Source organism: Salmonella sp. SAL00653, from assembly GCF_046552515.1.
GTDB classification, from domain to species: Bacteria; Pseudomonadota; Gammaproteobacteria; order Enterobacterales; family Enterobacteriaceae; genus Salmonella; species Salmonella enterica.
Window position 1 is genome coordinate 162,948 of record NZ_JBGDTY010000006.1, and the last position, 13,431, is coordinate 176,378.

Here is a 13,431-nt window from a genome sequence, read left to right on the forward strand (position 1 = left end):
ATTATGTTAAGGGTCTACCACTCCAATCGTCTGGATGTGCTGGAAGCGTTGATGGAATTCATCGTCGAACGCGAGCGGCTGGATGATCCCTTTGAACCAGAAATGATTCTGGTACAAAGCACGGGTATGGCGCAGTGGCTGCAGATGACCCTTTCACAAAAGTTTGGTATTGCGGCGAATATCGCTTTTCCGTTACCGGCGAGTTTTATCTGGGAGATGTTTGTCCGCGTGTTGCCGGATATCCCCAAAGAAAGCGCTTTCAGCAAACAAAGCATGAGCTGGAAACTGATGACCTTGCTGCCGCAGTTGCTGGATAAGGATGAGTTTGTACTGCTGCGCCATTATCTGACCGACGACACCGATAAACGCAAACTCTTTCAGCTTTCCGCGCGCGCCGCCGACCTGTTCGATCAGTATCTGGTTTATCGGCCTGACTGGCTTACGCAGTGGGAAGCGGGAAAAACCGTGGAAGGTCTGGGGGAGGCGCAAAACTGGCAGGCGCCGCTGTGGAAAGCATTGGTGGAATATACCGCCGCGCTGGGGCAGCCGCGCTGGCATCGCGCCAATCTCTACCAACGCTTTATTCAAACGCTGGAAAGCGCGACCGCCTGCCCGCCAGGGTTGCCGTCCCGCGTTTTTATTTGCGGTATTTCCGCGTTACCGCCAGTGTATCTCAGAGCATTGCAGGCGCTGGGTAAACATATTGAAATCCATCTCCTTTTTACTAATCCGTGCCGGTATTACTGGGGGGATATTAAAGACCCAGCCTGGCTGGCAAAACTCATGGCTCGCCAGCGTCGTCACACTTTTGAAGACCGTCATTTACCGTTGTTCCGTGAAAACCAGAATCCGGAAGCCTTATTTAACAGCGACGGTGAGCAGGATATCGGTAATCCGCTACTGGCCTCATGGGGAAAACTGGGGCGGGATTATATCTACCTGCTATCTGAACTGGAAAACAGCCAGGAACTGGATGCGTTTGTTGATATTACGCCAGATAATCTTTTGCATCGGATTCAGGCGGATATTCTTGAACTGGAAAGCCATGCGGTGGCGGGCGTAAATCTTGAGGAGTATTCGCGCAGCGACAATAAGCGTCTGCTCGATCCCGAGGATAACAGCCTCTCTTTTCACGTTTGTCACAGCCCGCAGCGCGAGGTGGAAATACTGCACGATCGCCTGCTGGCGATGCTGGAAGCCGATCCGACGCTAACGCCGCGCGACATTATCGTTATGGTGGCTGATATTGACAGCTATAGCCCGTTTATCCAGGCGGTATTTGGTAGCGCGCCAACGGAGCGCTATCTGCCTTATGCCATTTCCGATCGGCGGGCGCGTCAGTCACATCCGGTGTTACAGGCATTTATCAGCCTGCTTTCGTTACCGGACAGCCGCTTCGTCTCCGAGGATGTTCTGGCGTTGTTAGACGTACCGGTATTGGCTGCCCGCTTTACGATCAACGAAGAAGGGCTGCGTTATTTGCGCTTGTGGGTCAATGAGTCAGGCATTCGCTGGGGAATTGACGATGACAACGTACGCGAGCTGGAACTTCCTGCCACAGGGCAGCATACATGGCAATTTGGCCTGACGCGTATGCTGCTGGGGTATGCGATGGAAAGCGCCCAGGGCGAGTGGCAGTCGGTTCTGCCTTATGACGAATCCAGCGGTCTGATTGCCGAGCTGGTCGGGCATCTGGCTTCGCTGCTGATGCAGCTTAATATCTGGCGGCGCGGTCTGGCGCAGGAGCGACCGCTGGAAGAGTGGCTGCCCGTTTGTCGCGACATGCTCAATGATTTCTTCCTGCCCGATGCGGACACGGAAGCGGCAATGACATTGATTGAACAGCAGTGGCAGGCCATTATCGCCGAAGGCGTTGCGGCGGAATATGGCGACGCGGTACCGATTTCGCTACTGCGGGATGAACTGGCGCAGCGTCTGGATCAGGAACGTATTAGCCAGCGCTTCCTGGCGGGCCCCATCAATATTTGTACGCTGATGCCGATGCGTTCCATTCCGTTCAGAGTCGTTTGCCTGCTGGGAATGAACGACGGCGTATACCCGCGCCAGCTTGCGCCGTTGGGCTTTGACCTGATGAGCCAAAAACCCATGCGCGGGGATCGTAGCCGTCGCGACGATGACCGCTACCTGTTTCTGGAAGCGTTAATCTCGGCGCAGCAGACGCTGTATATCAGCTACATCGGTCGCTCCATCCAGGATAATAGCGAACGCTTTCCATCTGTACTGGTGCAAGAATTGGTGGATTACATCGGGCAAAGCCACTATTTGCCGGGCGACGAAACGCTGACCTGTGATGAGAGCGAAGCACGAGTCAAAGCGCATATTACGCGTCTGCATACCCGTATGCCTTTTGATGCGCAAAATTACCAACCCGGCGAACAGCAAAGTTATGCCAGAGAGTGGTTGCCTGCGGCGAGTCAGTCGGGGAAAGCGCATTCTGACTTTGTGCAGCCGCTTCCTTTTACGATGCCGGAAACATTGACTCTGGAAAGTCTGCAGCGTTTTTGGGCCCATCCGGTACGCGCATTTTTTCAGATGCGGCTTCAGGTTAATTTCCGCTCGGAAGAGAGTGAGATTCCTGATGCGGAACCGTTTGAATTAGAGGGATTGACGCGATATCAACTTAACCAACAGTTGCTCAATACGCTGGTTGAAGAGGACGACGTCGAACGCTTGTTCCGCCGTTTCCGGGCTGCGGGAGAGTTGCCTTACGGCGCGTTTGGCGAAATATTCTGGGATGCGCAATGTCAGGAGATGCAGCAACTGGCAAGCCGGGTTATCGCCTGTCGTAAGCCGAGCCAAAGCCTGGAAGTGGATCTGCTTTGCAATGGCGTTCAGCTAACCGGCTGGCTACCGCAGGTACAGGAGGATGGATTATTGCGCTGGCGTCCCGCTTTAATCAGCGTGGCGCAAGGTGTGAAACTTTGGCTGGAACACCTTGTCTATTGTGCCAGCGGCGGGAGTGGCGAAAGTCGTCTGTTTTTGCGCAAAGAGGGAGAATGGCGATTTCCGTCACTTGATAAAGCGCAGGCAATGGCTTACCTGGCGCAACTGATTGAAGGCTACCGGGAAGGCATGTCTTCTCCGCTATTGGTACTGCCGGAAAGCGGCGGCGCATGGATAAAAGCCTGTTATGACGCTGAAAATGATGTCATGTTAGACGACGATGACACCTTACAGAAGGCCAGAACAAAGTTTCTACAGGCTTATGAAGGCAACATGATGGTGAGCGGCGAAGGCGAAGATATCTGGTATCAACGTCTTTGGCGTCAGCTGGAATCTGAAACGTTGCAGGCTATCATTGCGCAGTCCCGACATTACCTGTTACCGCTGTTTCGTTTTAATCAGTCTCGTTGATTGTATGAAAATCGCGCAATTAAAAGGCTTCGACTATGATGCGCTCTTCGTCACGGACTGATTACTGATAAAAAGATGCTGCCTGGTTCAGCACAATAATATCCCGTTCTGCTCAGGTCGATGGTTTACGTGGCCATACAGATGAGTGGGAATGAAAGTTAATGATGAGGTCCGTGAATGCCCCGCAGCACCTGGTTCAAAGCGTTATTGTTATTGGTCGCCCTCTGGGGGCCTGCAGTTCAGGCGGATATCGGTTGGCAACCGCTGCAAGAAACTATCCGTAAAAGCGATAAAGATACCCGGCAGTATCAGGCGATACGTCTTGATAATGACATGGTGGTGTTGCTGGTATCCGATCCGCAGGCTGTAAAGTCGCTTTCAGCGTTAGTGGTACCCGTTGGATCGCTTGAAGATCCTGAGGCTCATCAGGGGCTTGCTCATTATCTTGAGCATATGTGCCTGATGGGGTCAAAAAAATATCCGCAGGCGGATAGCCTTGCCGAATACCTTAAAAGACATGGCGGTAGCCACAACGCCAGCACCGCGCCTTATCGAACAGCCTTCTACCTGGAGGTTGAAAACGACGCGCTACCAGGCGCCGTAGATCGCCTGGCCGACGCCATTGCCGCGCCATTGCTCGATAAAAAGTATGCCGAACGCGAACGAAACGCGGTGAATGCCGAGCTGACGATGGCGCGCACCCGCGACGGTATGCGTATGGCGCAGGTAAGCGCCGAAACCATTAACCCGGCGCATCCAGGCTCGCACTTTTCTGGCGGCAATCTGGAAACGCTAAGCGATAAGCCGGGCAATCCGGTGCAACAGGCGTTGATCGCTTTTCATGAAAAATACTATTCATCTAATCTGATGAAGGCGGTGATTTACAGTAATAAACCCTTGCCGGAGCTGGCGCGTATTGCCGCCGCAACCTATGGCCGCGTGCCGAATAAACAGATTAAAAAACCGGAAATTACCGTACCTGTCATCACCGAGGCGCAGAAGGGCATCATTATTCATTACGTGCCGGCGCTACCGCGTAAAGTGCTGCGCGTGGAGTTTCGTATTGATAACAATAGCGCGCAGTTCCGTAGCAAGACCGATGAACTGGTCTCTTATCTGATTGGCAATCGTAGCCCGGGGACGCTCTCTGACTGGCTGCAAAAACAAGGACTGGTCGAAGGTATTAGCGCGGATTCCGATCCGATTGTTAATGGTAACAGCGGCGTATTTGCCATTTCGGCAACGCTGACCGATAAAGGTTTGGCCAATCGTGATGAAGTCGTCGCGGCTATTTTCAGCTATCTCAATACGTTACGTGAAAAAGGGATAGATAAACGTTACTTTGACGAGCTGGCGCATGTGCTGGATCTCGACTTCCGCTATCCGTCGATTATCCGCGATATGGACTATGTCGAATGGCTGGCGGACACTATGATCCGCGTCCCGGTAGCGCATACGCTGGATGCGGCGAATATCGCCGATCGTTACGATCCTGCCGCTATCAAAAATCGCCTGGCGATGATGACGCCGCAGAATGCGCGCATCTGGTACATCAGTCCCCAGGAACCCCATAATAAGACGGCGTATTTTGTGGATGCGCCTTATCAGGTCGATAAGATTAGCGAACAGACGTTTAAAAACTGGCAGCAAAAAGCACAGAGCATTGCGTTGTCGCTGCCGGAGTTAAACCCCTATATTCCTGATGATTTCACGCTTGTTAAGAATGACAAAAACTACGTGCGGCCAGAACTGATTGTCGATAAAGCGGATTTGCGCGTGGTTTATGCGCCGAGTCGTTATTTCGCCAGCGAGCCAAAAGCTGACGTGAGCGTGGTATTGCGTAACCCGCAGGCGATGGACAGCGCCCGCAATCAGGTACTGTTCGCCCTTAATGATTATCTGGCGGGAATGGCGCTCGATCAGCTCAGCAACCAGGCGGCAGTGGGCGGCATTAGCTTTTCCACTAACGCCAACAATGGTCTGATGGTCACTGCGAACGGTTATACCCAGCGTTTGCCGCAGCTTTTCCTGGCGTTGCTGGAAGGATATTTTAGCTACGACGCCACGGAGGAACAGCTGGCGCAGGCGAAATCCTGGTATACGCAGATGATGGATTCTGCGGAGAAGGGAAAAGCCTACGAACAGGCGATTATGCCGGTGCAGATGATTTCGCAGGTGCCTTATTTTTCCCGTGATGAACGTCGCGCTTTGCTGCCGTCCATTACGTTAAAAGAGGTGATGGCCTATCGTAATGCGTTAAAAACGGGCGCTCGTCCGGAATTTCTGGTTATAGGAAATATGAGCGAAGCCCAAGCGACCTCTCTGGCGCAAGATGTCCAAAAACAGCTCGCGGCGAACGGATCGGCGTGGTGTCGTAACAAAGACGTGGTGGTTGAGAAAAAGCAGTCCGTAATATTTGAAAAAGCGGGCAGTAGCACCGACTCCGCGTTAGCCGCGGTCTTTGTCCCGGTCGGCTACGACGAGTATGTCAGCGCCGCCTACAGCGCGATGTTAGGTCAGATTGTTCAACCGTGGTTTTACAATCAGCTACGAACCGAAGAGCAACTGGGATACGCCGTTTTCGCCTTTCCGATGAGCGTTGGCCGTCAGTGGGGAATGGGATTCCTGCTACAGAGCAACGATAAACAGCCCTCTTACCTGTGGCAACGCTATCAGGCATTTTTCCCTGACGCCGAGGCGAAGCTGAGGGCGATGAAGCCGGAAGAGTTCGCCCAAATTCAGCAGGCGATCATTACGCAAATGCGCCAGGCGCCGCAAACGTTGGGCGAAGAAGCATCCCGTTTAAGCAAGGATTTCGATCGGGGTAATATGCGCTTTGACTCGCGTGATAAAATCATCGCTCAGATAAAATTGCTGACGCCACAAAAGCTTGCTGACTTCTTCCACCAGGCGGTGGTGGAACCACAAGGTATGGCAATATTGTCACAGATTGCTGGTAGCCAGAATGGAAAAGCAGAATACGTGCATCCGACAGGCTGGAAAGTGTGGGATAACGTCAGCGCTTTGCAGCAAACGTTACCTCTAATGAGCGAAAAGAATGAATGATGTCTCCGAGACTCTTGATCCTCTGCGCTTGCCCCTTACAGGCGAGCGTTTGATTGAAGCATCAGCGGGCACAGGCAAAACGTTTACTATCGCGGCGCTGTATCTGCGGTTATTGCTCGGCCTGGGCGGCAGTGCCGCATTTCCCCGCCCGTTGAGCGTTGAAGAACTGCTGGTGGTAACCTTTACGGAGGCCGCCACTGAAGAGCTGCGTGGGCGAATCCGCAGTAATATCCATGAGTTGCGCATCGCCTGTCTGCGGGAAAGCACGGATAATCCGCTTTATGCCCGCTTGCTGGAAGAAATTAGCGACAAAAAGCAGGCCGCACAGTGGTTATTACTGGCGGAACGACAAATGGACGAGGCCGCGGTTTTTACCATCCACGGTTTTTGCCAGCGTATGCTCAGCCTGAACGCTTTCGAATCCGGTATGTTGTTTGAGCAACAGCTTATTGAAGACGAATCTTTGTTGCGTTATCAGGCCTGCGCCGATTTCTGGCGGCGTCATTGCTATCCGCTGCCGCGCGACATCGCGCAGGTGGTGTTTGACGTGTGGAAGGGACCGAAGGCGCTCTTAAAGGATATCGATCGTTATCTGCAGGGCGAAGCGCCGGTCATTAAAGCGCCGCCATCGCAGGAGGAGACGCTGGCATCGCGTCATGAACAGATCCTGGCGCGCATCAACCAGGTGAAGCAGCAGTGGTGTGAGGCGGTTAGCGAGCTGGACGCGCTGATCGAATCATCCGGCATCGATCGCAGAAAGTTCAACCGCGGCAATCAGGCGAAATGGATCGAAAAGATCACCGCGTGGGCGCAAGAAGAGACGAAAAACTATCAATTACCCGAGGCGTTGGGAAAATTTTCACAGCGTTTTTTAGCTGAGCGCACCAAAGCTGGCGGCGTGACGCCCCAGCACCCATTGTTTGTCGCCATTGATAACCTGTTGGGCGAACCGCTATCGATTAAAGATCTGGTTCTTACCCGAGCGCTATCAGAGATCCGTGAAACGGTGGCTCAGGAAAAACGCCGGCGCGGCGAGCTGGGGTTTGACGATATGCTCAGCCGTTTAGATACCGCGCTGCGTAGTGAAAGCGGCGAGGCGCTGGCTGCGGCGATTCGTACCCGTTTTCCGGTGGCGATGATCGATGAATTTCAGGATACCGACCCACAACAGTACCGTATTTTTCGCCGTATCTGGCGACATCAACCCGATACGGCGCTATTGCTGATTGGCGATCCTAAACAGGCGATTTATGCGTTTCGTGGCGCGGATATCTTTACCTACATGAAGGCTCGCAGCGAAGTGAGCGCGCACTATACCCTTGACACTAACTGGCGCTCCGCGCCGGGGATGGTGAATAGCGTTAACAAGCTGTTCAGTCAGATGAATGACACCTTTATGTTCCGCGATATTCCCTTCAGTCCGGTAAAGTTTGCGCCCAGAAACCAGTCGCTGCAATTTAAAGTGAATGACGCGCCTCAACCGGCGATGACCCTGTGGCTAATGGAGGGAGAAAGCTGCGGTTCGGGCGATTATCAAAGTTATATGGCGCAGGTGTGCGCCACACAAATTCGCGACTGGCTGCGTGCCGGGCAAACGGGCGACGCGCTGCTGACGAACGGCGATTCGTCGCGGCCCGTTCGTGCCTCGGATATCAGCGTGCTGGTACGCAGCAGGCGGGAAGCCGCGCTGATACGGGATGCGCTGACCTTACTGGCGATCCCCTCCGTCTATCTTTCTAACCGCGACAGCGTATTCGAAACGCTCGAAGCGCAGGAAATGCTGTGGGTGTTGCAGGCGGTGATGGCGCCCGAACGTGAGAATACGCTGCGTAGCGCTCTGGCGACATCAATGATGGGCCTTACCGCGCTGGATATCGAAACGCTTAACAATGATGAAAATGCGTGGGATGCGGTTGTTGAAGAGTTTGATGGCTACCGACAGATTTGGCATAAACGCGGCGTGATGCCTATGCTGCGCGCGCTAATGTCGGCGCGCAATATTGCTGAAAACCTGCTGGCGACAGCGGGAGGCGAACGTCGGCTGACGGATATTCTGCATATTAGCGAACTGTTACAGGAAGCCGGTTCGCAGCTGGAAAGCGAACATGCGCTGGTGCGTTGGCTGGCGCAACATATCCTTGAACCCGATAGCAATGCTTCCAGCCAGCAACTACGTCTGGAAAGCGATAAGCATCTGGTGCAAATCGTCACCATTCATAAATCGAAAGGTCTGGAATACCCGCTGGTCTGGTTACCTTTTATCACCCATTTCCGCGTGCAGGACCAGGCTTTTTATCACGACAGGCACTCCTACGAGGCGGTTCTGGACCTTAGTCATGCCGAAGAGAGCATAGCACTGGCGGAAGCCGAACGCCTGGCGGAAGACCTGCGCCTACTTTATGTCGCGCTGACCCGTGCAGTGTGGCATTGCAGCCTCGGCGTCGCGCCGCTGGTACGGCGTCGCAGCGATAAGAAAGGCGAGACGGATGTGCACCAAAGCGCGCTTGGGCGGCTCCTGCAAAAAGGCGAGCCGATGGATGCCGCAGGCCTTCGCGCCTGTATTGAGGCGCTATGCGACGAGGATATCGTGTGTCGAACGCCAGGCAATACGGATAACGACCGCTGGCAAATTGCCGCTGCATCGCACGCGGAACTCAGCGCCAGAACGCTGCAACGCCTGCTTTATGATAGCTGGCGCGTCATCAGTTATTCTGGTTTGCAGCAGCGGGGACATAGCGTGGCGCAAGATCTTATTCCTCGTCTCGACATTGACGCCGCAGGCGTTGGCGAAGCGGCGGAAGCGCCGGCAATGACGCCGCATCACTTTCCTCGCGGGGCATCGCCGGGAACATTTTTGCACAGCCTGTTTGAAGAGCTTGATTTTACTCAACCGATAGACCCCCAATGGGTACAGGAAAAACTGGAGCTGAGTGGTTTTGAAACGCGATGGGAGCCCGTACTTACCCGCTGGCTGGACACCGTGTTACACGTTCCCCTTAACGAGACGGGCGTTAGTCTGAGCGTGCTGACCGAGCGTGAAAAACAGGTCGAAATGGAGTTTTATCTGCCGATTGCCCAGCCGCTTACCGCCGGAGAGCTGGATGCGTTGATTCGTCGATACGACCCGCTTTCAGCAGGTTGCCCTGCGCTGGATTTCATGCAGGTTCGCGGCATGTTAAAGGGCTTTATCGACCTGGTGTTCCGTTATGAGGGGCGCTATTACCTGCTCGACTATAAATCTAACTGGCTGGGCGAGGATAGCGCCGCCTATACCCAGACGGCGATGGCTGCGGTGATGCAGGCGCATCGCTATGATTTGCAGTACCAGCTTTATACGCTGGCATTGCACCGTTACCTTCGTCATCGAATGGCGAATTACGACTATGAACGCCATTTCGGCGGCGTCATCTATCTCTTTTTACGCGGGGTGGATAGCGAACGTCCGCAGCAGGGTATTTTTACCACTCGTCCTGCGGCGGCGTTAATTAACCAACTGGATGATATGTTTGCAGGTGAAATGAGTGAGGAGGCGCAATGACAATCCAGGAGCGGTTGCTGGAGGCCGTTGAACAAAAACTCTTACGGCCCATTGATGCCCAGTTTGCTTTAACCGTCGCCGGTAACGACGATCCCGCCGTGACGCTGGCGGCAGCGCTGCTTAGTCATGACGCAGGTGAAGGTCACGTGTGTCTGCCGTTGTCGCGTTTAACGTTAACGGAGGAGGCGCATCCCTTACTGGTCGCCTGGATAAGCGAAACGGCTACGCCAATCGACTGGAAAAAGCGGTTACTGGAGTCTGCGGCGGTTAGCTGCGGCGATAGGCCCGCGCCGTTAATTCTGTGCGGCGATCGCCTCTACCTGAATCGCATGTGGTGCAACGAGCGTACGGTTGCGCGCTTTTTTAACGAGGTTAACCAGGCCATCGCCGTAGATGAAGATCAGTTATCCCGTATTCTGGACGCGCTATTCCCTCCGACAGAGGAGGTGAACTGGCAAAAGGTGGCCGCCGCCGTAGCGCTAACTCGCCGTATCTCCGTGATTTCAGGCGGTCCCGGTACCGGTAAAACCACCACCGTCGCGAAGCTGCTGGCGGCATTAATTCAAATGGCGGATGGCGAACGTTGCCGTATCCGGCTGGCAGCGCCGACCGGGAAAGCGGCCGCACGCCTGACGGAGTCGCTCGGCGCGGCGTTGCGTCAGCTTCCACTTACCGATGCGCAGAAAAAGCGTATACCGGAGGACGCCAGTACGCTGCACCGACTGCTAGGCGCACAGCCCGGCAGCCAGCGATTACGCCATCATGCGGGCAACCCGCTACATCTGGACGTGCTGGTGGTCGATGAAGCATCAATGATTGATTTGCCGATGATGTCACGTTTGATTGACGCTCTGCCGCCGCACGGGCGGGTCATTTTTCTTGGCGATCGCGATCAGTTGGCATCCGTTGAGGCGGGCGCTGTGTTGGGCGATATTTGCGCCTATGTCAACGCAGGGTTTACGGCGGAACGCGCCCGACAGCTAAGTCGACTCACTGGTAGCGCCATTCCGGCGGGGGCCGGAACGCAAGCCGCATCTTTACGCGATAGCCTCTGTTTGTTGCAAAAGAGCTATCGTTTCGGCAGCGATTCTGGCATCGGCAAGCTGGCGGCGGCAATTAACTGCGGCGACAGGTCGGCAATCCAGGCTGTTTTTCAGCAGGGGTTTAGCGATATAGAGAAGCGTACATTGCAAAGCAGCGACGATTATGCCGGGATGCTGGATGAAGCGCTGGCGGGCTATGGTCGCTACCTGCGGTTGCTGCATGAAAAAGCGACGCCGGAGGCAATCCTTCAGGCTTTCAATGAGTATCAACTGCTTTGTGCGCTGCGCGAAGGCCCATTTGGCGTGAGGGGATTGAATGACCGCATTGAGCAGGCGATGGTGCAGCAACGAAAAATTCAGCGGCACCCGCATTCTCGCTGGTACGAAGGGCGTCCGGTAATGATTGCGCGCAACGATAGCGCGTTGGGGCTATTTAACGGCGATATTGGTATTGCGCTCGATCGCGGGCAGGGGTTACGCGTCTGGTTTGTGATGCCGGACGGCACGATCAAGTCCGTTCAGCCCAGCCGTCTGCCGGAACATGATACAACCTGGGCGATGACGGTACATAAATCACAGGGGTCTGAATTTGATCACGCCGCGCTGATTTTACCCAGCCAGCGTTCGCCGGTCGTGACGCGGGAGCTGGTGTATACCGCTGTTACGCGAGCGCGGCGGCGGTTATCGCTGTATGCCGATGAACGGATCCTGGCAGGCGCGATTGTGACGCGTACGGAGCGGCGCAGCGGGCTAGCCACCTTATTTGATGAAGTCAGTCGTACCGGATAAGACGAGTTCTCGCCGGATGGCGACGCGTAGCGTCTTATCCGGCCTCCAAATGATGCTTTCGAGCGTAGGCCTGATAAGCGCAGCGCCATCAGGCCCCCCTTGTTATCCTAAATCTGCCATCAGCACCTTTGAACGTCGCTGATAGTTATACATTTTTTTCTTGCTCTCAGGCAGTAACTCTATATCGACAGGCGTAAAACCGCGCTCCTGGAACCAGTGAATACTGCGCGTCGTCAGCACAAACAATTTACGCAGCCCCATTTGCCGCGCCTGGGCGGCAACCCGCTCCAGAAGCACTTCTCCACGCGATGAGCTGCGGTAATCCGGATGTACCGCTACGCAGGCCATTTCGCCTATTTTCTCTTCCACAAAAGGATACAGCGCCGCGCAGGCGATAGTCATATTATCGCGCTGAATAATGGTAAATTTATCGATCTCCATCTCCAGTTGTTCACGGGAACGGCGTACCAGAATGCCCTGCTGCTCCAGTGGGCGGATAAGCTCCAGAATACCGCCAATATCGTTGATGGTGGCGCGGCGGATCTGCTCGGCGCTCTCCATGACGATCTGCGTACCGATACCATCACGCGAGAACAATTCCTGTAATAGCGAGCCATCTTCCTGATAGCTGATCAGATGGCAACGACGAACGCCGCTACGACAGGCTTTTACCGCGCCGCGCAAAAAACGTACGGTTCCGGAGTTGTAATCGCCCTGCGCTTCCAACTCTTCCACCCGCGCCTGTGCTTCATTCGGGAAGAGTTCAGAAATGATGCCGCCCTCGCTATTGGTAACGCCCTGAGAAGAACAGAAACCGATCATTTTTTCCGCTTTCAGTTTAACGGCGAGTTGAGTGGCAATCTCTTCTGAGGTCAGATTAAAACTTTCGCCGGTCACTGAGACGGCGACCGGCCCCATCAGAACGATCGCGCCGTTATCCAACTGGCGGTTGATCGCATCTTCATCAATGCGCCGGATACGGCCGCTATGACAGTAGTCCACGCCATCATCAACGCCCAGCGGCTGCGCAATGGTGAAATTGCCACTGACGACATTAATGTGCGCGCCCTGCAACGGCGTATTGTTCAGACTCATCGACAGACGGGCGGTAATATCAAGCTGGAGTAAACCGGCGGCCTGTTTCACCAGCTCCAGTGCTTTGGCGTCCGTCACCCGCGTGTTTTTGTGGTAAATCGGTTCATGATGATGCGCGGCCAGATTGGCGTCGATTTGCGGTCGCGCGCCATACACCACGACAAGGCGAATACCGAGGCTATGCAGTAGCCCGATATCGCTAACGATGCTGGAAAAATTGTCATGCTCAATGGCTTCGCCGCCGAGCATAATGACAAAGGTTTTTCCGCGATGGGTGTTGATATAGGGAACTGAATGGCGAAACCCTTCTACCAGTTCGGTTTTACGTTCCTTTATCATTGCGCGCCCCACTAGTGAATTATTATTCGAAATTAGTGTATTTTTATTCTGTTTTTGCCCTCTGTGCAAGCGTAAATTTTATGCGGTCCGATCGCTTTTCTTAGTAATGCCGTGAATATAAAAAGAATGTTTACCCTTTTATAGATGACAGATTATGCGTCATTCGCTAAAGTTTCTGGTCAATTT

Annotated in this window: 5 protein-coding genes; 4 read left to right on the forward strand and 1 reads right to left on the reverse strand. The window is 54.2% G+C overall.

What is annotated here, in order from left to right:
• Positions 1–3 precede the first annotated feature (3 nt).
• The 4 genes from recC to recD all read left to right on the forward strand — a co-directional run bounded on the left by recC (position 4) and on the right by recD (position 11,811).
• Positions 4–3,375 (forward strand): exodeoxyribonuclease V subunit gamma, encoded by a 3,372-nt coding sequence (gene recC / locus ACLJRU_RS09700; protein WP_001540840.1) that lies wholly within the window; start codon positions 4–6, stop codon positions 3,373–3,375.
• Between the two features lie 177 nt (positions 3,376–3,552).
• Positions 3,553–6,441, forward strand: a complete 2,889-nt coding sequence (gene ptrA / locus ACLJRU_RS09705) for a pitrilysin (protein ID WP_023235218.1) — start codon at positions 3,553–3,555, stop codon at positions 6,439–6,441.
• Positions 6,434–9,979: an exodeoxyribonuclease V subunit beta gene (gene recB / locus ACLJRU_RS09710; protein ID WP_023235217.1), complete on the forward strand. Its 3,546-nt coding sequence runs from the start codon at positions 6,434–6,436 to the stop codon at positions 9,977–9,979. The genes ptrA and recB overlap by 8 nt, the downstream gene beginning before the upstream one ends.
• Positions 9,976–11,811 carry an exodeoxyribonuclease V subunit alpha gene (gene recD / locus ACLJRU_RS09715; RefSeq protein ID WP_001540836.1) on the forward strand — a complete coding sequence of 612 codons (1,836 nt, stop codon included), beginning with the start codon at positions 9,976–9,978 and terminating at the stop codon, positions 11,809–11,811. The genes recB and recD overlap by 4 nt, the downstream gene beginning before the upstream one ends.
• A gap of 102 nt (positions 11,812–11,913) precedes the next feature.
• Here recD and argA read toward each other — a convergent pair whose 3' ends face one another.
• Positions 11,914–13,245 (reverse strand): amino-acid N-acetyltransferase, encoded by a 1,332-nt coding sequence (argA, locus tag ACLJRU_RS09720; RefSeq protein ID WP_000588964.1) that lies wholly within the window; start codon positions 13,243–13,245, stop codon positions 11,914–11,916.
• Positions 13,246–13,431 lie beyond the last annotated feature (186 nt).